The organism is Bacteroidota bacterium, assembly GCA_016720935.1.
Lineage (GTDB): Bacteria > Bacteroidota > Bacteroidia > AKYH767-A > 2013-40CM-41-45 > JADKJP01.
The window spans coordinates 550,129-574,651 of the sequence record JADKJP010000004.1 but is presented as its reverse complement, the minus strand read 5'-3'; the positions used below and the strand labels follow the sequence as shown (position 1 = coordinate 574,651).

Here is a 24,523-nt window from a genome sequence, read left to right as displayed (position 1 = left end):
AACCACTAAGCACTAAGCACTAACCACTAAGCACTAACCACCAACCAAATGAAAGGCATCATCCTCGCCGGCGGATCCGGCACACGACTTCACCCGCTTACACTGGCCATGAGCAAGCAAATGATGCCGGTGTATGATAAGCCCATGATTTATTATCCGCTTTCGGTTTTGATGGCGGCGGGAATCAACGAGATCCTGATTATCTCCACACCACTCGATCTTCCGAATTTCAAACGATTGCTGGGCGATGGTTCGGCGATTGGTTGCAAATTCTCCTATGCGGAACAGGCGGTACCCAATGGTCTCGCGCAGGCTTTTGTGATCGGAGAATCGTTTATCGGAAAAGATAAAGTGGCGCTCATTCTGGGCGATAATATTTTTTTACGGAACTGGATTGCAGCAATTGTTGCAAAGTATCAACGACCCTTCCGGTGGTGTGGTTTTCGCTTACCATGTCAGTGATCCGGAGCGTTACGGTGTTGTTGAATTTGATCAGAACAACATTGCTATTTCCATCGAAGAAAAACCATCGAAACCAAAATCGAATTACGCTGTACCCGGTTTGTATTTCTACGATAACTCAGTAGTACAAATCGCGAAAAATCTCAAACCCAGCGCGCGTGGTGAATACGAAATTACGGATGTCAACAAAGCGTATCTCGAACAGGGAAAATTAAAAGTAGGTATCCTCGACAAAGGCACAGCCTGGCTTGATACAGGTACAATAGCTTCATTGATGCAGGCCGGACAATTTGTGCAGGTCATCGAAGAACGACAAGGATTAAAAATCGGTTGTATCGAAGAAGTCGCATACAACATGAAATACATCAACAAAGATCAGCTCCGCAAAATTGCTGAACCACTTGTGAAAAGCGGTTACGGAAAATATCTTCTCGCTCTTATCGAAAACTCCTAAAACCTCTGCGCTCTTTGCCCCGATGGGGTGAAATTTTCCTCGCAAAGACGCATTTATATTTCCTCCAGTGCAATACCTTCATCTTTGTTTGTGTTGCATTTATTTTTTCTATGAATTTATTATTTAAAATTTATTTCAATTTTATGTTGAAATAAATCTGATTTATGCATCTCGCCGGAGCATTAGATTGCCTTTAGATCCATATTGTGATCCGGTACAAAAAAGATTTATGTTAAAGTTCTTGTTTTCCAAAGATTGGTTTGTTTACTTTAATTATTAGTTTTTGCTTCAGGAGCTTTTTTCTGTTTTTATTTGAAGTGCATTTATTATTAATTTCATGTTTGCTATGAGAAACTTTTTTCATTATCCAAGATTGGGAATTCGTAATACTTGTCCTGAAATAAAGTTTCATATTCGAATTTAAATTCCAATAGTTTTAATAAGAGTTTTGACTCTAATTTTAAGAAAAATTTGTTGCAAGGGACACAATTAAATCACTCAATTGAGTTCCTGCAGGATTTGTGATGGATCAACCCGAAACAGTTTCTCGGTGTTATGACACAATGGTGAAATTAAATCATTTTTTTAGCGTAGAAGACAATATCGCGACTTCAGCTCATACTATATATGTTTTTGATAGACTCAAAACCTACAAGGTAGCTCATTATAAAAACATAGTACGCAATTAATTTAATAAATTAATAAAAATAATAGAATGAAAAAATATTTGCTTGGCTTTATATTATTGTCAAACTCCTATCTGACTGCCCAAATTACTTTTGAGCATAGTTATCCATTTGCGCAATCAGTTTGTCAAGATAGACTAGCCTTGAATGACATCGGTGGCGGGGATTATAAATATATTTATACATGTTATTCCTCAAATGAATTGAGAATATTCAATCTCGATCATTCGGTTTATTTTGTTGTAAACGTACCTGTAGCCCTTATAAATGAAGGGGAGTATACAATTGGATATGTGACTAGATCCTTATTTGATTGTGATTCAAGTCAGTTTGAATACGCAATTATGCCTGGAAACCCGAGAAAGAACTTTTATGTGTTTCGTCAAGATGGAACACTTCTATTTGAAAGAGATAGTTCAATTGCTCCATACACTTTAGGTGCTTATAGTGGATCATATGATTTAAGACCAATCGTTAATACACCATCGGGGACTAAATTGTTTCTTGCAAAAGTAGATTCTAATGGATCAATCCCAACGGTAGATGTGTATTCTTTATGTGGCACTCTGCCAGAAATGATTAAGGATGTTAAATCAAATGAAACTTTTGTAGAAGTATTTCCTATTCCGGCTTCCAGTCTTGTTCACTTTAAATTTAATCTGCCAAGCAATTATGAAACCTATGAATTAATTATTTGCGGTGCATTTAATAATGTAATCTCCTCGGTTATCATTCACACGATTGAAGGGGTCGATATCAATACAGCTGAATATGCGTCTGGGTTGTATTATTACTCACTTCGAAAGAATAATAAAATATTAAATTCTGGGAAATTTATTATTTCAAGATAGCTTATAAAAAACAAATTATTATGAAAAAGCAAACATTTTTTGGATCAATGGTTCTTGTTTTTATTTTTTGTCTGTTTGGCCAAGTAGCTAGCAGTCAAGTTTCTACTCCTTCGAATATAATAGTCACAGGACAATACGTTGGTAGTAGCAATGGGGTTGATGTTGAGTTTAAGGCGGCAAATATTAGGCAAGCAATTATTTTACAAAGTACTGGTTTTTTTTGGAATCGGTTCAGGCTATAGTCCTTATTTCAGATTGGATGTCGATGCAGGCGATATTAATTTAAACTCATTTACAAGTGCTTTTAGAATAGGCGACGGATCAACGGGGAACAGTTTCCCGGTGTTGTGGCATAATGGTCAAATTAAATCCATTTTTGTAGGAGTAGGTGCCGGGAATTCGACTTCAACCGCTACATCAAATACTTTAATCGGTTATCAAACCGGTCAGCCTCTGACAACTGGAGATAGTAATTTAGTAATTGGATCAGGTGCCGGTTCATCAATGATAACAGCAAGTAAAAATGTTTTCATGGGTTATCAAGCTGGCTATAGCACATTGAGTTCAAACAATCATTGGGACGGTTCAGCTACAGAAAGTCCGGGTAATGTGGCAGTGGGATTTCAAGCATTATATAATAATACAGAGCAAGTCACATCCACTGCTGTTGGTTACAAAGCCCTGTATTCTTATAATCGCACCCTTGCCGCAAATCCCGATGAGGAGCCTGCAACTAACACTGCCTGTGGATTCCTCGCTCTTTATAGTACACAGGCCTATGGTGGTTGCGCTTTTGGATACGAAGCCGGAAGAGATAATGTTGAAGGATGTTCTTTAATAGCCATTGGCGAAGAAGCAGCCAGGTCAAATACTCAGGGTAATGATAACATCGCAATTGGAGAGGCCGCATTACATAGTAACACACAATTAAGTGGAAATACTGCTGTTGGAGTATCTGCATTGGATGTTCAATCGTATGCTCCTGGCGTGCAATGCTTACCGGATCCAAATGGAAGACCCACCTACGGATGTGTATTTAGTTATAATGTTGCAGTCGGAATAGATGCTCTAAGAAGTACAAATCCAACCGCAGTGAATGGTTTCATTCCAACAAACGGAGCATTCAATACTGCTCTTGGAAGTTTGGCTGGGTTGACTAATCTTCAGGGTGACAGTCTCACTCTATTGGGCTATGCAGCGGATGTTTACTCTACAAGTACGAGTTTACGAAATTCATCAGCAATTGGTGCTGGTGCTATTGTCAGGCATAACAATACTATGATCCTTGGAAATAATTTGATAAATGTCGGGATTGGGCTTTCTTCAAATTCAATTGCACCGAGATACAAACTTGAAATATCTTCTGGAATAAACGGAAGAAGTGGTTTTGGATTCAGAAATTTAACTTCTGGGTCTGCAATCGGGATTTCATCTTATGGCAAAGTTTTAACTGTGGATGGAAATGGCGAAGTGATGCTCACTGATCAAGGTTCAGGTTATGGAGCATGTTCAAATCCTACAGTTTTATCGAATAATCTAGGAATGAAATTGCAACACAATAATATTTATTACGATGGCCAGGGATACAACACTGCAGGAGTAATGATTGATGCAATTGGCCTGGGATATTCTTGTGGTGCTTCTTTACCAGGAAAATTAAGCGTTGACGAAACAAATCCATCGAATGTACGAGATGCGAGTATTGCCGGGGCTTTTCATAATGGTGATAATTCTGCCGGAGTAGGTTCTAGTACTACAAAAACAGGTGTGTATGTAAATGTTGATGGTGTATTAAATGGAATAGATTATGGATTGTTGAATTTAGCAGGTGATTTTATTGCCGACAACTGTACCGATGTCAATTCTGCAGTAAGAGGTGTTGCAGGGGCAAATACTGGAAATTCCAAGGTCGATATTGGAGGTGATTTCACAGGTACGAATGGCGAAAATTTTAGTTATGGGGTTGCTGCTACTGCTAATGGAAATGGTATAAGTAATTCTACTTTTGGGGTTTATGCAAAAGGCGTAAAAGGCAATAAAGATAACATTGGAGTTTATGCCTATTCAGATGGATATGGTTCAGGTTCAAACTATGGCATTTATGCATCTGCACCGATTGGAACTTGTACATCAGGTGGTTGTTCAGATGCAGCCGGATACTTTAACGGCGATGTATTTGGTATAAATGCGTACATCGCATCAGATAGGAATCTGAAGGATAATATCCGTTCAATTCAAAATTCAATGTCAATAATCAGCCAACTACAACCAAAATCCTATGTTTTTAAAACAGCGCAATTCCCTTCATTGAGTTTGCCTTCTGGCGATCAGGATGGATTAATTGCACAGGATGTTGAACAGGTGCTGCCGGGATTGGTTAAAGAATTTTCACAACCTGTTAGTGACAGTTTGGGCAATCCAGATCCAAATGGAATACCTGTGAATTTTAAAGCAGTTAATTACATAGCATTAATACCTTACCTGATAGGTGGAATGAAAGAGCAACAGCAAAAAATAGATTCATTAACACTGGTTTTAACAAGTCTTGTTTCAAGGGTAGATAATTGCTGCAGTACTTCAATGTCCCGTAGTTCCGAAAACAATGGAAATAATACCAAATCAAATATTGCTGTAACTCTTTCTAATAATGATCAGATTATTCTTAACCAGAACGATCCAAACCCATTCGCCGAACATACTCTGATTACTTTTCACATACCTGAAAATGTAAAATCTGCAATAATTGTGTTTACTGATAATACTGGAAGAATCTTGCGGAAAGTACCTATTGAACACACAGGTGACGGTCAGCTTGATGTATTCTCGTCTACCTTAAGCAATGGAGTATATTCATACACATTAATTGCAGACGAAACGGTAATTGACAGTAAAAAAATGGTCGTCAGCAAATAAGGATAAAATTGAATAGTGGGCGAAGATTTATCCAGCTGTGCCGTATTTTCTAACAAGTATTGATTTATAAATTACGCGCTTCGACGGATATTCATCCGTTGTCATTTTACTGTGTGATTTTAATCCACTTTAAATACCTCAACGTGTCTGCAAAGGTCGATGTTAATTTAAGAAAATTATTTCTGACCCATTGATCAACTCATACACTTGCAGGTAAACCGGAAGAATTTTTGATTTTAGATTGTAGATTTTAGATTGTAGATTTTTACTAATAACGAATAACCAATTTGTCGCTAAATCACTCAGCAATCTAACCCCGGTCATAGCGAGGAACGAGCGGAGAACGGGCAGGGCGGAGGTGAAAAGTCAGATGGGTTCGTTCCAAAACCTTCTCTGCGACTTTGCGAGAAATTTTTCTCCCCATCGGGGCAAAGGGCGCAAAGATTTAAGGTGCTAAGACTTAATCTAGTAGCTTCCTTTCCAATGAATGATAAGATGAAGTCAAGCTTCCGGGATTTAAAACACTGAAAACAAGCAAAATACCTCTTTTCGCCCTGTTTCGGCATTTCTTAACCTTCATTTCGTGTACAATTAATATTCATTCACCACCACTTGAATGCTGTTCATGTAAATCCTAAATTGCGACATAATTATATTTCAATCTTTGAGGCTGCAATCTTTTGTTTAACCAAAAAACGGGATTATGACACGAAAAATACTCATTACAGGTGGTGCCGGTTTTATTGGAAGCAGCCTCGCTGAACGCCTGGCGCGTGACCCTGACAATTTTGTCGTAATCGTCGATAACCTGCTCACAGGTTCGCACGCGAAAGTGCCTAAGTCCATTCACCAGAATGTGAAATTTATCAAAGCCGATGTCAATGATCTCAAAGACATCAGCAGCATTTTCCTGTCCTGGCGCTTTGATTACGTGTTTCACTATGCCGCGGTAGTTGGTGTGAAACGTACGCTGGCTCACCCGGTGATGGTGCTCAACGACATCAAAGGGATCAACAATATTCTCAATCTTGCAAAGAACACGGGTACCAAACGTGTTTTCTATACTTCTTCTTCCGAGGTGTATGGCGAACCTGTCGAATACCCTCAGAACGAACACACCACTCCGCTCAATTCCCGATTGCCTTACGCGATTGTGAAGAACGTGGGCGAAGCGTATCTCCGTTCTTTCAAACGTGAATACGATCTGGACTTTACGATCTTCCGTTTGTTCAATACTTACGGTCCGAAACAAAGTACCGATTTCGTGATCTCGAAGTTTTTAAATGCCGCTCTCAAAGACAAAGACATCACCATTTACGGAGATGGAAGCCAGACGCGTACTTTCTGTTATATCGAAGATCACCTCGACGCGACTTGCAACGCTTTTTACAACAATCAACTGGTCAATGATGTGGGCAACATCGGTACCGATCAGGAAATTTCTGTCCTTGATCTTGCAAAAGTCATCGTGAAAGTGACCAATTCCCGCTCGAACATAGTGCACATGCCTTCGCTCAAAGAAGGCGATATGAGCCGCCGTAAGCCGGATATCACTGTCATGCGTGAACTGCTACAGCGTGAATTCACGCCGCTTGAAGATGGTCTGAAAATCATCCTGCGCAACAATCACTTCGTGCTTTCCTGAGTTTTTCCGGTGAGAAAAATTTTCGCGGAGAATACAATTCTCCGTCATGTGATCTTTTTGGGTTGCCCTGAATTCCGTATGTTTACGCCATGCACAGCCCGAAATTTTTCCAGGAACTGATAGAAGAGGAAATCCGGAAAATTTCCTTCAGCAACAACCCTCCCGAACTGTACGAACCGATCCGCTACATGCTTACGCTTGGTGGTAAAAGAGTGCGGCCGGCTGTGATGCTGATGGCGAATGAGCTGTTTGGCGGAAATCCGTTTACGATTACTACTCCGGCACTTGGAATCGAAATGTTCCACAATTTCACCCTGCTCCACGACGACATCATGGACAAGGCTCCGCTGCGTCGTGCGCAGGCGACAGTACACACACGCTGGAATTCCGATATCGCCATCCTCTCCGGTGATACGATGTTTGTGAAATCCTGTGAGCTCATGATGCAGGTGGAAGACAAACATCTTCGCCCGGTGATGAATCTCTTTCACAAAACTGCGGTGGAGGTTTGTGAAGGACAGCAACTCGATATGAATTTTGAATCGCGTGGGGATGTGAGTATTCCGGAGTACATCAACATGATCACGCTCAAGACTGCCGTGTTGCTCGCCTGTTCTCTCGAAATCGGTGCCATCCTCGCGGGAGCCTCACAGGCGGATGCAAATCTCATTTATGATTTTGGAAAAAATCTTGGCATCGCTTTTCAATTGCACGACGACATCCTCGATGTTTATGCTGATGCCGGAAAATTCGGCAAACAGGTAGGAGGAGACATTCTTGCAAATAAAAAAACATTTCTCCTGCTCACGGCATTGTCCACTGCGCAAGGAAAACAACAACAGGAATTAACCGACTGGATTACTAAAAAAGATTTTGATCCTGTTCAAAAAGTAAAAGCCGTCAAAGCAATTTACGAATCCCTCCACATCCGCCAGGCAGCGGAAAAAGAGATGGAAAAATATTTTAAGGCATCCATGGAATCTTTTGAAAAAATTCAAGCGGAGAAAAGCAAAAAAGAAATCCTTTTCCACTGGGCCCAACAACTCATGCAACGAGAAAGTTAAAAAACCTTTGCGCCCTCTGCGCCTTTGCGCGAAATATTTTCTCGTAAAGGCGCAAAGAGCGCAATGATTTGGTGTACGAATTAAAGTTTGTTTTTTTTAATTAAAGCCCAGCCCTCCCAACAACCAACAACCAACAACCACTAAGCACCAACCACCAAGCACTAACCACCGAAAATCAATCCCGCTGCACCCTAATCCACCCATGATATTCCTTTTCATTCTCCAATGTCAGGAGGTAGTAATAGATGTCCGATTTTAAAAGAGCCGCGTCCCAATCGTTGCGATAGTTGTCGGTTACAAAAACAACCAGTCCCCATCGATCCCAGATTTTCAGTTTGCTGTTAACCGGTAAATTTTTGATTTCAAAATAATCATTGAAGCCCGGTGAGTTTGGATACGGAGTAAAGACGTTTGGAATTGTGAACAGTGTGAATTCTATTTTGAATCGATCACTTGCCGTGATACATCCACCTGTAGTTGTAACAGTGATGAAAATGGAATCCAATCCAAAGTCCGCTTCACTGGGCGTATACGTTGCATTGACCGCTGTATCACTCGGACTAAATGTTCCCGATCCTGTGCTTGTCCAGATTACTCCCGGTGAATTTATTACCAGTGGTGTAAGCGGAAGACTCACGCCGGATGTCGGGCCGGATGTAATCACCGTATCCGGACCGGCATTCACAGAAGGGATACCCGTGATGTTAAGCAACAATGTATCGGTGAGGTTCAGGCAGGCACCGGTTGTTGTCAGTACAATTTGCGCAAAGCCTGCAGATGTATCAGCCGCTCCCGGAACATAGTAAGGCGTTGGAATGTTATTCGCCGGCGAGAAGGTCCCGTTGCCCAATGTTGACCAGATTAATCCACCTGCATTCTGCTGTGTACCGTTTAAGAGCACACTGTCACCCAAACAAATCAGAAGATCCGGACCGGCACTCGGAATTCCTGGAGGAATCACTGTTACATCGAGTGTATCCGTTGTCGCGCAGTTGAAACTGTTGGTTACTGTCACTGTGTATTGTGTAGACACAAGTGGCTGAACAATGATCGTTGAATCACTGAACCCGCCCGGCATCCACAGATAAGTACCACCTCCGGTCGCGGAGATGGTATCCACTTGTCCGTAACACAAAGTGTTGAGCGTTCCGCTAACCGTAACAACAGGTGCCTGCGAAACATACAAAACAACATCCGCGGTATCGTTTTCACAAGGCGCGCTCGATACTACCATTGTCAGGGTGATGTAACCGGTATCTTGAGCACTTGGCGTGTACATCGGAGAAGCAGTTGTTGAATCGCTGAATGTTCCCGTACCGGAAGAGGTCCAGAGGATATTTCCGATGTTGACATTTCCTGAAATCTGGAAAGCATTGTTCTGACAAATTGTTGCTGAGTCGGGCTGAGCGATTGCCTGCGGACGAATGTTGACCGCCACACTGATGGTTGTCGTATCGCTCGTGCAACCGAAAGAGTTAGTCTCACTCACATCAACAGAGGATGTTCCTGAACCTGCCCAGTAAACCTGCAAACTATCCTGGTTCGCGCTGATGTTGGTGATCGTTCCGCCAATTACAGACCAGTTGTATGTAGAGCCTGCATTGAATGGTACGGTATAAATTTCGGTACTGCTGTCGCAAACAGACGCAAGTCCATCAATCGCCGCGGGTTGTGGGCGCGGATTGATAACGACATCGTAATTCAAAACAGGTCCGATACAATTCGTCGCGTTTACTTCGTACATGGTCACTGTTCCAAGTCCGGCTGAAAGCCATTGAATCGTAACAAGATTATTCGCCTGGCTCAGCAGTGTTCCTCCGGTGGCAAAAAATACATAGCTCGATCCGGCATTCGCGTTCACGAAATAGGTTTGAATGCTGTTTTCGCAAACCGGTGATGGACCCTGGATCGCGTTGGAGGAATCCGGCAACGGATTGATGGTGACGTTTAATGTCTGCACGGGTCCCGGACAACCAAATGCGTTTGTATCCACAACACTCAATGTTCCGACTCCTGCAGAATCCCAGCTGACAACAATGCTGTCGCTGTTTTGTCCGCTGTCGATCGTTCCACCGGTAATGCTCCAGGTGTAATTTCCGCCTGTCGGACTGACGGCATAAGAAACCGCTGTGTCATTCGCGCAAACAGAAATGGATCCTGTAATCGGTCCTGTTGCAGGAATTGGATTTACAAAGACATTGATTGTTCTGCTGTCGTTACATGTTCCCACAGAGCCGGTGACCGTGAATGTGTGAGGTGAACCGGCAGCAGTCAACCCGCCAACACGAATGGTATCCGTTGTGTATCCGTTGCTCCAGGAATAGGTATTCGCTCCGCTTGCAAACAAGGTAGCCGAATCTCCTTCGCAAATTGTCGGATCTGATGATACACTGAGTACAACACCACTGAGAACGGTGATGTCCTGATTCAGGCTGCTGATGCAATTGGTTCCAATATCCGTTACAGTGACAGCGAAGTTATAGACATTGGGTCCACAGGTTGAAAAATCAAAAGTATCTGTTGCATTTGAACTCGATGAAGGTGATACACAACCGGGGATTACGGTCCAGTTGAAATTTGAACCCGGCGTCGCGCCATTGACACTGAGAATGGATTGCAATACCGGATCAGAAGTACAAATGAATGGATTGCTTGCAGTGAAAGTCGGAACAGGATAAATGTTTACAGTATCTGTTGCGGTAGAATCGCAACCGAGTGAATCTGTTACAGTGAGATAAAATACTGTCGTCCCGCCAACAGTGGCAGTCGTAGAAAAAGCGGTGGTGTCTGTAATCGGTACACCGATGCTGTTGCTGGACCAATCGTAAACAGTGTTTGAACTGGTGTTGCTGCCGGTTCCATCCAGAGCAATAACTGTTGAAACGCCATTACAAATCAGGTTGGGGACAACATTCGCAACGGAATTTGGCTTCGGCCTTGATGATACATTGACTGCACTGTCGCGGAAACATCCTGTTGCAGGATCAGTCACACGCAAAGTCATGACATCATTCGAACAAGGAATAACTGTAGTGTTCAGTGAATTCGGTGCAGCGACAATATAACCGATCGCGCTGATCCAGAAATATGTCATTCCCGGTGTACTGCCTGTTCCGTTCAATGTCACTGTGTCGCATCCGCAGAAGGGTGGGATGGGTGCAACTGCTGAAACAGGTTTTGCATTGACCGTAACAACATGTGTCGTTTGATCGGTACAGCTTCCGGTGGTACCACTCACTGTGAATGTCGTCGTGACTGTCGGGTTCACATTTTGTACCGCCTGAGTGGGATCCGCAAAAGTATAGGCCGGTGTGGAACTCCAGCTGTAAGTAGTGGCTCCGCTGGCTGTTAAGGGTGTCGCGTCACCTTCACAGATTTGAGTGGCTCCACTGATACTCATGTTCAGTCCGGGTGTTATTGTAAAGGAAGTTGAAACAGTATCACGACAACCTGTGTTCGAGTCATCTACAATGGCTGTGAAGGAGTAAGAGGCCGCTATCCCGGGAGGAAATGTAACCGTGATGTCGGATGAATCAGGGCTTGAATTTGTGATCAAAGAATAATTCGGTGACAAGACCCAGGAAATCGGAGAGCCGGGAGCTATTCCGGCAATGACAAAATCATTTTGCAAAACAGGTTGTGAAGCACAAAGTGTTGCCGTAGTGGGTGTGATGGTTGGAGGAAGGTACAGTGCGATATCCACACATGCAGGATCCGATGTACAACCGATAGGATCGACAGCAGTGACACAATAAGTGATCGGCGCGGAAACTGTCGCGAAAGTATTCGCCAATGTATCATTGACAAGCCCGGTGGATGGAGTCCAGGTGTATGACAATGGCTGTGTACCTGCTATTGGAAAGGCATCAATCGCGACCACATCGTAACGGCAAACCTGCAGATCAGGCCCCGCGCTGATGAGGGGTTTTGGATTTACGGTTACATCAACAGTTGTGTCGGCGGTACAGCCAATAGAATCGATGATATCAATCGTCACAGAATATGGACCTCCCGGAGGAACGCCACTGAGAGTAGTCGTGGAGCAGGTTGGACAAGAGAAAATTCCGGGGCCGCCCCAGTTGTACAGGATTGGAGAAGAACCATTGCTAACCGTCGCGCTCAGGTTGAAATCCTGATCCTCACAAACCGTTTGCGGAGCTCCGGGATCGATGACAGGTTTTGGACGCATGGTAATTACCTGCGTGGTAACTTCCGGTCCGCAAGTTCCATTGGCAGTAAGGGTGACGGTGAATGAATTTCCCGGTCCGACGAAGGTGTGTTGTACGTTCTGACCGGTCGCAGTATTGGATCCGCCGGAATTAGGGTCACCAAAATTCCATTGCCAAAGAGTGACATTAGGATTTGTCGGTGGAAATGCAGGCAGGATGGAGGCTGACCCGGAGAAATCTACCGGAGTACCCAGACAAGACAGGGTAGGAGTCGCATCGATCACAGGGTAAAGTTCCTGCACGGTTACAGAACGTGTAGATCCCACACAACCGCATTCGTCATTGCATACATTCAGCAAAACGTTGTGCTGACCAACACCGGCAAGAGTAAAATTGGTATCCAGTCCGGACCCCGGGATAGGAGTTCCGGTATCAATGGTCCAGTCGTAAGTGATGTTTGTTCCGCCATAAAGAACCGTTTGATTGATGACGGAAAAAGTCAGTGGCGTACAACCCCGAAGGACATTGGTGGTGAACTGAGTTTGCGGAGCACCAACGATCGCGTTATTGGTAGCAGTAGCAACGATTGTAAATGCCTCTTCATTTCCGGCGCTCCCGTCTACCATGATGTAATACGTGATTCCGGATGAGACTGCAAAGTTGAGGGTCATACTTCCTGCCGGTCCGTTTCCGGAGGTACAGGCGCCGGCTACAGGAGCCAGTGAACCACAGCCGCCGGTGTAAATTTCCATTTCAAGTCCCGGATTGTTGTCAATTCCGGAAACCACCACCGTTGCGATTCCATTGTTGATACCATCAATAGTAAACCACACACTGTTGTTTACGGTATTGTCGCCACAATCAAGGGCAGGGTCATTGACCGCCAGAGTTGTTCCAACGGTAGAGCCTTGTGCCTGAAAGCCGCCACAGAGTGGCGTTGCAAAGGAGCAGTCATCCTGGGCATTCGCCTTTGTGGCAAGGATGATCAGGATTAAGAAGAAGTATAATTTCCGCATTCAATTTTTGATTCAAGGGTCTAAGATACCCTGAACCATTCAAAGGCTTTTTCATAGGGAAAATGACTTATTAACATACAAATTTTTCGCTTTGTTAGTTATGTAAATGCGAATTGTACTAACCGCGGCTGGCCTGAAAAATTTATTCGGAATATTGATGATAACTGCAGATCCTTTTCAGCTGATTTTTTAAGGACGAGGTTGCACTCTCTGTCCAGGAAAAAAATGTCTTTTTTACTCCATCTCAAGTCTCATGACGGGGAAATTCTCACTTGCTGATTTCGTTTTTATGAAATAAACACCGGGAGAAAATCCATGAACATTCAACGGGATTTCGTTTTCTCCGGAATTCAGGGCAATTGGGTGTTTGTCTACCAACTTTCCCTGCGGATCGAAAATCTCCAGGTGCACGGTTTGTTGATGATTAGAAAACAATCGCAAGGTTGCTACCCGATCTCTGGGGACAGGGTTAGGGAAAATTCCACACCGGACACATGAATTCGTGCCGAGATCACTCAACCCGGTGTAGGGAATTACTCCCTGTGCTACAGCATAGTATTTATTGAAAACTGTCATAGAATCACGAAGAGTTAACATGTTGGTGCTACCAACCACACAAACACCATTAAGTTGCCAGTCATATACTCCCGGAGGAAAATTATTGGTGTCTTGCTCCACAACCGTCCAGTAAGCTCCGGCATTATTCGTATATCCAATGTTATGCAATCCGATTTCAAAAATGCCTGTAGGATTACTGTCTTTTAAAATTCTCCAATAGCCATGATCGAGATGATTTACCAAATCGTACGTATTGTCGCAGTTGTTTGCTGATGGACTTAATCCCGGCAGCACTGGGGAACCTTCAAAACGAACAACAAGAGTATGTGGATGAAGAATGGATTTCAGTCTGATCTCCAGCAATTCATAAAAAGTACCACCTACAGGGAAGAAATAAGTTGCCGGTAATTGTAAAGTAAGGCTGTAATCAATTTGACGACGTAAGTTGCCCAGTACATAACTAAATAAATTCCCATTTGACACAGCAGCTGTATCAACATTCAGCATCTCTACTTCCTGAATTCCTGTAAAAATTTTTCCGGAAACCAGATTCAGTTTTTTTCCGACTACCAGGTTGCCTGCATGAGTGCTTAGAATGACATCTCCGTTTGGTTTTTCTATACTGACTGTATCAATCAAAACATTCTCATTGAAAAAACTAAAAATTACCTGATTTGTATTGCCATTAAAATGTACATGACCGGTATTTGATGCAATGAAATTTGAAGGACCAATATTGTTCAACAAACTACCGCCGAGATAAAGTGAGTTGCTGTTCAGTCGAAAAACAGATGTTGGATTTGAAAGTGATAAATCATTTCGGATTTCAATGTTTGTGTCAGCTTCGATACTTCCGTTGCTTTTGGAAACGATCAGTTGGTACAGACTATTTGTTCCAATAAGATTTCCCGAAAGGTGTTGTGTGCTTGTGTCTTGTAAAATGATGGTTGAAGAATTTTCAGCAATTATTGAACCATTGTTTGCAATGTTGCCACATGTATATACCGATGCGTTGCTCTTTATTTTCAATGTTGCACCGGCCTGAATGTCTATTGACCCGACAGATTGGTTTCCTGAAATTACAGGTTGATTTGTCGCAGGTACTATCAATATATCGATGGAACAATCAGGAGTTTGTACACTGCCGCTGGAAATCCAGTTTCCGGGATTGTTAAAACTTGTATCGATAATTCCGGTCCAGGTTTGCAATTGATTCTGTGCATTCAAATTTTCAGAACAAAAGAAAAACACAAGAGAGAAAAGAAAAATGAAACTTTTCATGTTGATTAAGATTTCATGTTAATGTAAATCTAAGAAATTGATCGGAATTCATGTGATAAGTCCAGTTTTAAACAAGGGATTGGTTAAACCATCTGAATTATTTAACTTAATTAAAATTTTATTCTGAAATTCCGGAATAAAATGTAAATTAGCATAGCTTCAATTTTCGCGATACTATTTAGGATTGAAATGTGTTCGGGATTGAGTGCGTTATTTGCTGTTTTTTTTCGGGTTTTGCATTTCACTTTTATTCATGTACACACTTTTAAAAAATAACATTGAAAAAACCGCAGGGCGGCCTGTGACAGAACAGGAATTTTCCGCATTCTCAGAATTGTTTTTTGTAAAAAATTTTGACAAGAAAATTTATCTGACTGAGCCGGGAGAAATATGTAATTACATCTACTTTGTTTTGAAAGGTTCATGTGTGTCCTATATAACCAATATAAAAGGCGACAAACATGTAGTTCAATTTGCTTTGGAAGGATATTGGATTTCGGATCTCTATAGTTTTTTCTCTGGTAAGGAATCAATTTTTACACTTGAAGCACTTGAGCCCTTACAGGTAGTGGTGTTGAACCGACAAAACTTTATGAAAGCCTGCGATACCATCCCGGTCATGGAAAGATTTTTCAGAATTCTTATTCAAAACGCTTATGTTTCACTGCAACATCGTCTCGCAATCACCAATAGTGAAGAGGCCGAAAGACGTTACGAGGAATTCGCGAAAAAAAATCCATTGCTGATTCAGAGAATACCTCAGTATCTCATCGCCTCTTATCTTGGGATCAAACCGCAATCTCTTAGCCGGATCCGTAAGGAAAGAGCACAAAAGAAGTGATTGTTAAGGTTTGTTTTTTTCGTCATTTGTTAACCTATGTGAATGCAAAAATTTAAAGTTCACCGGATTTTTGTATCATCAATTTAAGTACGTGCAGGAATGATACCGGCTGACGGATGGAACATCAAACAAAATGGGTTTTGGATCCATTGCATAGTGAACTTGTTTTTAGAGTGAAGCACCTGATGATTACAAGTATCAGGGGAGAATTCAGAAAATTTGATGTTGTACTTTGTTCCCGTGGTTCTGATTTTAGTGATGCTTCCATGAATGCTGTTATTGAAGCGGATTCAGTTTTTACAAATAATGACGAAAGAGATGGTCATTTGCGAAGCGCGGATTTCTTTGATGCTCAAAATTTCAAGCAATTGAAATTCAAAGGAACTTCTTTTGAGAAATTGGATGATGAGAATTATAAATTGAATGGTTTATTAACGATTAAAGGTATCAGCAAAGAAGTATTTCTGGAAGTGGAATTTGGAGGAATAAAAACAGATCCCGATGGCAATGAAAAAGCCGGGTTTTCTGTTGCAGGAAAAATTAACCGTAAAGATTGGGGATTGAGCTGGAATGCCGCGCTTCAAGCCGGCGGCGTTTTGGTGAGCGATGATGTGAAAATGAATGCAGAAATGCAATTCATCAAACTGGCTTAATTGGAGTGAGTGGGGGTTTTATTGTTTGGCTGTTAGAGGGCTGCGAACTCTAACAGCCTTTTTTTTGGCAAGGGACCGGGGACGAATTTGTCTTACGCTGGTATTCTATAAAAACCCTAATCTGAAGCCAAGCCCAATAACTTAATAACCTAATAACTTAATAACCCATTAACTCAATAACCATTTTCGAATTACAAATTTATTCACCCGCCACCCAATTACCGACTCCCGTCCCCCGTCCCCCGTCCCTTCCTTCAAAACCCCATCAATTCATTAATATCCCTAAAAAGCCAGTTGTCTGCAGGATAATTCACGTGCTTATTGATAGTGTGAATAGAGTAGGCCTGTCTGGATCGCCCGCTGGTATTGGGTTTGCTGTAATGTGGAAGTAATCCGTGCAATACAATGCAGGTTCCTTTTTTTACTTCCAAAGGAATCATTCCTTCAAGAGAGAATTCTTCCGGATCAAGCATGAGCATTTCTGTACCTCCTTCTTCCTTCCGACGAAATCTCGATCTCAGGGATGTTTTATGACCACCGGGTTTTGCCCACAAACAACCATTCTCAATTGTAGCGTCTTCAAGCGCAAACCAAAAACCAATGCAACTGTCAGGTTCAGTATACAGAAAAGTTGAATCCTGATGCACATCCACCACACCGCCAATCCTGGCATGTTTGAAGATAACCATACTCTGGATGATCACGTAATCCTGCATTCCCAATTCTTCCGCTAATTTTTTCAATTGCGGTGATCGTGAAAAAGAATTAAACACAGGATCCAGATCATGCATCGCATGCCCGATTTTGTTCAAAGATTTAAATACATCGGTTTTGAGTTTTTTGTCTTCATCAAACGCGTCCTTTTCAAAGAAAAAAGAAATGTTTGTTCCTGAATTCAGAAAATAATTATCGGTTGATGCGGATTGGTTGGTGGTTTGAAAAACAGAAGGATGACCTTCTAAATTGTAGTTTCTCGAAAGCGATTCAGCACGATGCATCAATGCATCACATTCTTCAGCAGTATTAAAATCTTTCAGCACTAAAAAACCATCCTGCTGAAATTTTGATAATAGTGAATTCATGAGTAAAAAACTATATGAAAAAATCAGGTTAATTTATAATTCACCTTCATCCAGACTATCATCATAATTTTCGTCCATATGATGTTCTGAATTCCGAAGCAGACTGGCTTTGAGTTTTCGTTTGTAGTCTTCCTGCAGCCACTTCACATAACTTTCGGAAGTCTTGCTCAGGCAATGGGTAAACACCCGTACACGGTATTCAATCTCTTCGCGGAGCAGATCGGAAAGCGAAACAGCTTCTTCAAGATCATTACTGTTTTCCTGGCAAATGCGGATATGTTGTTCGATCGAACGTTCGATTACAACTTTTGGACGAAGGCCATCCTTCATCACACGCTGATGTTCTGCCTTGATATCAAAATCTATATTTTCAGATTTGCTGAACCTTGCCCGCAATTCATCAGGCATCACATATTTGTAATGCTTCTCAATTTCTTCGTCACTCCAAAGTCCGGCAAGATACGCCTCCGGATTTCTGAAGATTCTATACCAGTCGACTTCAGCATCCCACAACCCAAAACGGCTCAGGTTATTGCCAAGGTCAATAACCGTAAATTCGGTTTTGTTTGGAAGTACACGTGAACCACGACCAATCATCTGGAAATACAGTGTGAGTGATTTTGTCGCTCTGTTCAGAATAATGCTCTCCACAGTCGGTTCATCAAAACCTGTTGTGAGAATACTCACCGAAGTTAAAATCGCGTCAGGTTTTTCGCGAAACCATTGCAATATTTCTCTTCGTTCTTTCGGTGTATGTGTATTGTCAAGATGCCTGATTTTAAAACCGGCTTCATGAAATGTTGCATATACATACTGTGATGTCGCGATACCGTTATTGAAAATAAGTGTCTTTTTACCCAGGCTTTGCTCCTTGTATGCACTGAGCAGTTTATCCTGCATCGCGTGATTGTTGTACAATCGCTCGGAAGAACTCACTGTGTAATCACCATTCATTCCAACTTTCAGTGAGGTCAGACCGACATGGTAACTATATGTAGTCGCTTTAGCGAGAAAACCCATTTGAATGAGGGATGAAATGGATTCACCTACAATCAACTCATCGTAATTGTCCTTCATCGGAAGATTGATGTTGGAACTCAATGGAGTCGCTGTCACACCAAGAATGACACCCTTTTCGTAAAACTTGAACAACTTTCCGAAAGAATTGTAATGTGCTTCATCGACAATCATCAGCCCGATATTGTCCAGATCCAGAATTTTATCGCGCAACCGGTTGTTCAGGGTTTCCACCATCGCTACAAAACACATGAATTCATTCGGGACTGGTAATTCCTTTACCTCCCGACTGATGATCATATTCGTGACGCCAAATTCATTCAGCATCTGATGCGTCTGTCCGCACAATTCTACACGATGGGTCAGGATCAGAACCTTTTTTCCGGTCTCCGCGATGTATCTTCTTGCGATTTCAGAAAAAATAACCGTTTTACCACCGCCGGTTGGCAGCTGGTACAAGAGGTTGTGCCTGACAGGATGGTCCTTGAGCCTCTTGAAAATTTCTTCAATAGCTTTTTCCTGATAAGCATACAATTGCTTACCGAAGTACTTTTCGGGTGCTTCTATCGGTTCCTGGCCTTGCAAAATGAGGGAAATCGGGCTTTCTGAAATTCCTGTAAAGATAGTCAATCAAAAGAGATTGTCCGAAACTCCCGGGCTCATTCTACAGCCCGCTGTAAAGTCTTTGTTTTTCGTATCAGGAACCTGTAGATAAAAACGATGAGCAGGAGGAGAACGATAATACTCCATTTTTCGGCGAAGAAAACCAGAATGTTTTCCAGGATCACCCATCCTGATGCAAAACCTGCCATGATCCTGCTGCCCAGGCCCGGTTTGAAAGCTTCGATGTTCTTATCATTCGCAATCAATACTCTACGCAATACCTGTCTTTGGTAAATCGACAAATTGATGGTGCTGTAATTCACGCGGTCCTCCAGAGAGAGATTGTTTAACAAGGCTTCATCCGCCTCATGTTCATGGTTCAGGACAAAATCTTCCCCATCGATTTGAGGCCGGACCTTCTGTTGGTTTGTCAACGATCCATTCAATATCCGTCCTTCTGATTTCTGTATGCGTTCTCTTGTCATTTTGTTGGTGAGAATTTGCAAGGCGACATCTTCCGCTTTTATCGTTCTGTAATCCAGGTAATCAATCAGCGCGGCAATTGCTTTCAGCGTGGTGTCTAGTCGGTTATTGGGTACGCGGAGGATCATTCCGTTGTTGACTGTATAAGTGGTTGTTTCCAGAGAAGAATCCGCTGAAACCGGGATCAGGTTTTTATTGTCGATAGTGCTCTGCAGGTTTGTATGGATCACAAATCCATCAAATTCCCGGACAGTTTGTTCGATGACAGAAGTTGCCTGACTGACATCTTTTACCATAAATTTCAGGTCGGCTGTACGGATGAATTTTCGTTTGCCGGGCGATGATCCATTCCCCTGTTCAATTGAGGGTGGAACCTGAGATGCTTCTGCATTTACTGAAACCTCGGTAGCCTGTTGTTTGAAATTGTCAGCATGATTACAGGCTAAGAGAAAAGTCAAAATGAACAAGAGAGCAAGAGAATTGCTTTTGGATTTCATAGGGTTTGGTTTGTTTGGATAAGGAAGAAAGGAGAAGAATAATCTTATCCATAGAGCCGGATTGTCAGGAAATCCATAAGCTGAACTAAAAAAAACAGGAGATCCGGAGATCAAAAAAATCAAGAAGCAATTAGCCAGTATTTCAAGCATAAAAAAAGCTGCCCGGGGCCCGGACAGCTTTTAGATGGAAGAAAGTGTTTTTATTTTTTCTTCAATAAAACTTTTGCTTTTGTATAATCCACGGCGGCATTCAGAAAGTCAACCATTTTCGGCCAATCACTTTTTGGAAAATAATTGCTGTTGTAATATTTCTTCGTGGTGATCTTTAATGTATTTCCTTCGACTTTAGCTGTTGCAATAAAACCACCGGTATTGTTTTTCACTTCCTTGTTGAGATTTTCAAGACCTTCCACGGAATAGCCATCCGGGATCGTGAAATTAATTTCATTGACAAATGAACGGGCGTAATTCATGTAAATGTCACGGTCACGCTGTTTTTGTTTTTCTTTTACTTCTGTTTGTTGTTCAATTAATTTCGGAAGCTCAAGAATGTAATTTGGACCTGCTTTTTTGGTGACATTTTCAATGGTGAAATCATCAGCATATTCAACATTGGGAGATTCTTCCCACATGCCAAGGGATTTCAGTTTGAAATTTTTGTAATCACTTACTTTTACTTCCATGCTGCTCTCAATATCTTCTTTCAGCTTGTTGTCACGTGTGTTGTAATCCTGCGCCTGTCTTTGTTCCAGTTTTTGTTTTTCTTCATTGTACTTTTTTAGAATCGAAGACATCAGGTGAGAGCTCTTGGCCTGATATTTTGGTTGATCATAAGCCTTGAGGTAATCATAATTGGTAACAGCGATATACTGGTGCGCTCGTTTATTATGTCCTTTGGAAACAGTATTCCGTTTGACATCCAGCTTCGAGTTGTCACCTGAATTGAGGCTCACATTCATTGTGGTGACAGTGGTGTTTTTCTCCATGGTAGAGGTGGGCACCGATTTACTGTGATCATTGTCCGGAAATTTTCGCGGCCATACGGATCCGACAACTCCTTCCATTCCTTCCAGGCTCGCCGGCACTTCATTGACCATTAAAAATGGAGCAACCCTGCCGATGTACATCGGAGGTGTAGTGTTCACCCGGATGACAGCATCGCAAGTACTCAGGTTTAAATGTTCAGCCAAAGGACCAACTTCCGCGCTTGGTAACAGCATGATGTTGTGACTGATTTTCTTTTTGATGAGCACTTTGTTGATCAGACGAAAAAACAAGTCTCCGTCGTAATCAATATACATCGGATGATCGGGTTCGATGTAGAAATATGCTTGTAAATACAAAGGGTTACGCAACAGGTAGAACAACTCAGTTACTATTTTTCGTTCGTCGGTTTCATTTTTGAAATTTTCTTCAAAATAATCCATGATGAAACCAATGTTGGAAAGGTTCGGATCGTAGCCTGAAACATAAGATTCTGCTTTACTTGTTATGCCGGAAGAATAATAATCAGATTTAAAATAGCGTATTTCAGGACTGGTGCGATGATCAAATGTCCAGAGCAAATCTTCGGATTTATTTCGCATGGTATCCACCAGCGAATAAGTCACTTGTTTTCCTTCCTCTGATTTTACAAAATCGGGTGCTCCATTGTAAACTTTGCTGAAAAAGGTATTCGATTTGGGCAAGTGAAATTGAACCATTCTCTTCATCACAGGGTATTCTCCTTCAAAAAGAAAATTTTCATAAATATCGGGAGGAGTATATCCTTTGTAGTCCTGTTTTCCCGCGGAGAAATAGTCGATGATATCGCCTACTTCCAGATCGGGAACCGCGAATTTCATTTCTTTCTTACTGTCAGAATCCGCTTTTACAGCTTTGCTGAGATCGACTTCCTTTTCGGTGCCGTTGGCTTTGATGATTTTTACACCGACAAAGGAATAGCTGTTCGCTTTGCCAAAAAGATTGGTGCTTAAAGATTTTTCATTGAATGACAATTCGGAAAATTCCTTCACCGCCGCCTTATCCAATAATTTCACGCGATGGTGAGAGAAGACTTTTTCGTTACTGCCTTTCAAAGCATAATCCAGCTGTGTAGCGATGATTACAGCAGATTCGTTTTCCCATTTTTGGGGTATCTGTGTAACTTTGAAATCCGGCGGAGCATTGTTCCAGATTTCGGCTTTTATTTTTTTCTCTTCATCCGAGTCGGCTTTCGCGATCAGGAAAATAGAAGTTAGCAACAGTGTTGCACTCAAAAAACGTTTCAGCATATCAGATCTTTTTAAGGACGACTTGGTTTTCGTAAGATTGGGTTAATTTTTTTACCGATTCATTCCATTTTTCAAAATGAGTTTTTGGAATGAAGCCGGTGTTCACAGAGATTTCTTTTTTGTAAATTATTTTATTGCCGGATTTGGTGTAGCTGATATTAAATGTGAAATCAGGCTCAGCAATGGTTAGATTTTCTGGGATCGTAGTAACGTTGTAGCCGGGAGGTACGTCAAGTTCAATCGTGTACTTCTTGTAGATCTTTTCTCCAAAATCAATATCAACTCTCCGGTCTTCTTTTATTTCACCGTTTTTGAAATCTTTTTCAGGATCAAGATCCACGTACATTTCATTGTTGAAAGAACTCACGGCATTCGCGATGGTGAATTTAAAATCGATATCAAACGGCCCGCTGCGTTCAGTCAGATCTCCTGTTTTGATATCGTTTACTTTGAAGTCTGACTTTTTACTGTTGATAGTCGCTTCCAGGTATTCACTTTTTTTATCATTCTGCGTGTGCGTATAGCGTGTTACAAAATCTTTTTTCGTTTCACCATGTAGTGTGAATTTTCCACTTCCTTCGAGCAGTTCTCCATTGATTTTTACATGATAATTGTGTTGTTCGAGGTTCCTGGCTTTGTCGAATTCCGGAACTTTATCAAGGATGTATTTATCGCCATTTTCGATGAGCACCTGACGGTTCTGTATCCGCTCCGCGTAATCTCCCAAAGGAATATTGTCTTCCGTCGCGTCAAGAAAATATTTTTTGTCATTTAAAATGACGGTGCAAATCATATGATTGTCAACTGCGAGAGAAGGAATACTGTAATCATAAAGGATTTGTCTTGTACCGATCCATGTGAGACGCGCGTCATATCCTGCAACTTTTAGCATCTCTTTGGTGAGGTTGGCCATCCCTTTGCAATCGCCATATTTTTTTTCATATACATTTTGAGCATCATCCGGTTTGAAGCCGGCGATTCCGTCCTCATAGGCGATGTAGCGGATGTTATCCTGTACCCAGTAAAAGACAGATTTGATTTTTTCCTCGTCAGTTTTTTTGTCTTTAATGAGATTGGTAACAGTTGCTTTGAATACTTCAGGTTTAGGGCTTAATTTCAAAACCAGACTATGATACCATGCATATAAATCTTCTACCGACGACAAGATATTCTGTGTTTGAGTGCCGTTCTTGACAGATTTTACAAGGATAAGTACATGAGGCGCGTCGTGCTGTATGCCCGGTTTGTATCCGACATTTTGTATTGGTGGAAGATTGGAAATGGAGAACGTTACTATGCGATTATTCCCTTTCACCGTTTCGGATTTGGTGATTGCATTTCCGGCGAAATTGAATTCCCGTAATTCAATATCAATGTTGGTTGGAATGGTAAAGGAAACATTTCGGCTTACAACAGGATATTCATCCTGGAAAAAACTGGAAGGTTCGTATTTTGAATCATTCACGGATTTTTCAGATGATATAGTCCATACTTCACCGAGTTCATGAAGTGATAATTCAATGGAGCAAAATTTACTGTCGTCGTAAAAATATCCTTCAGTGGTATACTTCCCGCAATATTTTGTCCGGTCGCTGATTTCAAATTTTAATGAACTGATCGCTGATAGCTTTTCTACCTCTGAATTGCTATCGTAAATAGCTGTCTTGACAATTTTTGAATTGTAACGCAGGGATAAATATTTTTCAGTCGATTTTACTCTCACCTTTATCAGAGGCCGATTCGGATCCTTACTGAATTCATAATTGATGTCAGAACTCAATACCGCTACCGGAGCATCTTTGTATTTTGCTTGTAAATCAGCGGCTAGTTTGGCGTTGTCCTGTGAAAAGGTTTGGGTGCCTGTTAAAAGCAGCAGAAGCAATAGAAAAGCTCTCATTTTTTATTTTTTACAAGTATAATAAAAAGATGGTATTGACAATTTTTTTAGCCTTTGCATCCCAATGAGAATTGAATT

13 protein-coding genes and 1 pseudogene are annotated in these 24,523 nt (G+C 41.7%); 7 read left to right on the top strand and 7 right to left on the bottom strand.

The annotated features are described in order from the left end of the window. Positions 1-48: 48 nt before the first annotated feature. The 5 genes and pseudogenes from rfbA (at position 49) to IPP86_06355 (ending at position 8,075) form a co-directional block, all read left to right on the top strand. Positions 49-916 (top strand): annotated as a pseudogene (rfbA, locus tag IPP86_06375) (glucose-1-phosphate thymidylyltransferase RfbA). A gap of 715 nt (positions 917-1,631) precedes the next feature. Next, positions 1,632-2,453, top strand: a complete 822-nt coding sequence (locus IPP86_06370) for a hypothetical protein (protein ID MBL0138143.1) — start codon at positions 1,632-1,634, stop codon at positions 2,451-2,453. Positions 2,454-2,612: 159 nt separating this feature from the next. Beyond that, positions 2,613-5,366 carry a tail fiber domain-containing protein gene (locus IPP86_06365; protein ID MBL0138142.1) on the top strand — a complete coding sequence of 918 codons (2,754 nt, stop codon included), beginning with the start codon at positions 2,613-2,615 and terminating at the stop codon, positions 5,364-5,366. Between the two features lie 703 nt (positions 5,367-6,069). Then, entirely contained in the window at positions 6,070-7,011 is a 942-nt protein-coding gene (locus tag IPP86_06360) for an NAD-dependent epimerase/dehydratase family protein (protein MBL0138141.1), read from the top strand. 89 nt (positions 7,012-7,100) lie between these two features. After that, positions 7,101-8,075, top strand: a complete 975-nt coding sequence (locus IPP86_06355; GenBank protein MBL0138140.1) for a polyprenyl synthetase family protein — start codon at positions 7,101-7,103, stop codon at positions 8,073-8,075. 175 nt (positions 8,076-8,250) lie between these two features. Here the strand turns inward: IPP86_06355 and IPP86_06350 are convergent, their stop codons facing one another. Together IPP86_06350 and IPP86_06345 are read right to left on the bottom strand one after the other, a co-directional pair. Beyond that, positions 8,251-13,260 (bottom strand): gliding motility-associated C-terminal domain-containing protein, encoded by a 5,010-nt coding sequence (locus IPP86_06350; protein MBL0138139.1) that lies wholly within the window; start codon positions 13,258-13,260, stop codon positions 8,251-8,253. A 234-nt stretch (positions 13,261-13,494) separates the two neighbouring features. Next, positions 13,495-15,099 (bottom strand): T9SS type A sorting domain-containing protein, encoded by a 1,605-nt coding sequence (locus IPP86_06345; protein MBL0138138.1) that lies wholly within the window; start codon positions 15,097-15,099, stop codon positions 13,495-13,497. A gap of 301 nt (positions 15,100-15,400) precedes the next feature. On the opposite strand from IPP86_06345, the gene IPP86_06340 reads away from it, so the two are divergent. Together IPP86_06340 and IPP86_06335 are read left to right on the top strand one after the other, a co-directional pair. After that, complete coding sequence (locus IPP86_06340; GenBank protein ID MBL0138137.1) at positions 15,401-15,940, top strand: Crp/Fnr family transcriptional regulator; 540 nt, start codon at positions 15,401-15,403, stop codon at positions 15,938-15,940. Positions 15,941-16,056: 116 nt separating this feature from the next. Further along, positions 16,057-16,593 carry a polyisoprenoid-binding protein gene (locus tag IPP86_06335; protein MBL0138136.1) on the top strand — a complete coding sequence of 179 codons (537 nt, stop codon included), beginning with the start codon at positions 16,057-16,059 and terminating at the stop codon, positions 16,591-16,593. 254 nt (positions 16,594-16,847) lie between these two features. On the opposite strand, the gene IPP86_06330 is transcribed toward IPP86_06335, so the two are convergent. From IPP86_06330 to IPP86_06310, 5 genes are all read right to left on the bottom strand, one after another. Then, positions 16,848-17,675, bottom strand: a complete 828-nt coding sequence (locus IPP86_06330) for a phytanoyl-CoA dioxygenase family protein (protein MBL0138135.1) — start codon at positions 17,673-17,675, stop codon at positions 16,848-16,850. A gap of 33 nt (positions 17,676-17,708) precedes the next feature. Then, on the bottom strand, positions 17,709-19,259 hold the full coding sequence (locus IPP86_06325) for a DEAD/DEAH box helicase (protein ID MBL0138134.1): 1,551 nt from the start codon (positions 19,257-19,259) through the stop codon (positions 17,709-17,711). Positions 19,260-19,351: 92 nt separating this feature from the next. After that, a complete protein-coding gene (locus tag IPP86_06320) occupies positions 19,352-20,275 on the bottom strand; it encodes a DUF4349 domain-containing protein (GenBank protein MBL0138133.1) in 924 nt (307 codons plus the stop codon). 200 nt (positions 20,276-20,475) lie between these two features. Next, entirely contained in the window at positions 20,476-22,548 is a 2,073-nt protein-coding gene (locus tag IPP86_06315) for a DUF3857 domain-containing protein (GenBank protein ID MBL0138132.1), read from the bottom strand. 1 nt (position 22,549) lies between these two features. Further along, the gene (locus IPP86_06310) at positions 22,550-24,445 is read right to left on the bottom strand and encodes a hypothetical protein (GenBank protein ID MBL0138131.1); all 1,896 of its coding nucleotides are present in this window, start codon (positions 24,443-24,445) and stop codon (positions 22,550-22,552) included. Positions 24,446-24,523: the final 78 nt, after the last annotated feature.

Coding starts and splice junctions, on each gene's coding strand:
- IPP86_06370 (MBL0138143.1), top strand. CDS start 1,632: ATGAAAAAATATTTGCTTGGCTTTATATTATTGTCAAACTCCTATCTG.
- IPP86_06365 (MBL0138142.1), top strand. CDS start 2,613: ATGTTGAGTTTAAGGCGGCAAATATTAGGCAAGCAATTATTTTACAAA.
- IPP86_06360 (MBL0138141.1), top strand. CDS start 6,070: ATGACACGAAAAATACTCATTACAGGTGGTGCCGGTTTTATTGGAAGC.
- IPP86_06355 (MBL0138140.1), top strand. CDS start 7,101: ATGCACAGCCCGAAATTTTTCCAGGAACTGATAGAAGAGGAAATCCGG.
- IPP86_06350 (MBL0138139.1), bottom strand. CDS start 13,260: ATGCGGAAATTATACTTCTTCTTAATCCTGATCATCCTTGCCACAAAG.
- IPP86_06345 (MBL0138138.1), bottom strand. CDS start 15,099: ATGAAAAGTTTCATTTTTCTTTTCTCTCTTGTGTTTTTCTTTTGTTCT.
- IPP86_06335 (MBL0138136.1), top strand. CDS start 16,057: ATGGAACATCAAACAAAATGGGTTTTGGATCCATTGCATAGTGAACTT.
- IPP86_06330 (MBL0138135.1), bottom strand. CDS start 17,675: ATGAATTCACTATTATCAAAATTTCAGCAGGATGGTTTTTTAGTGCTG.
- IPP86_06320 (MBL0138133.1), bottom strand. CDS start 20,275: ATGAAATCCAAAAGCAATTCTCTTGCTCTCTTGTTCATTTTGACTTTT.
- IPP86_06315 (MBL0138132.1), bottom strand. CDS start 22,548: ATGCTGAAACGTTTTTTGAGTGCAACACTGTTGCTAACTTCTATTTTC.
- IPP86_06310 (MBL0138131.1), bottom strand. CDS start 24,445: ATGAGAGCTTTTCTATTGCTTCTGCTGCTTTTAACAGGCACCCAAACC.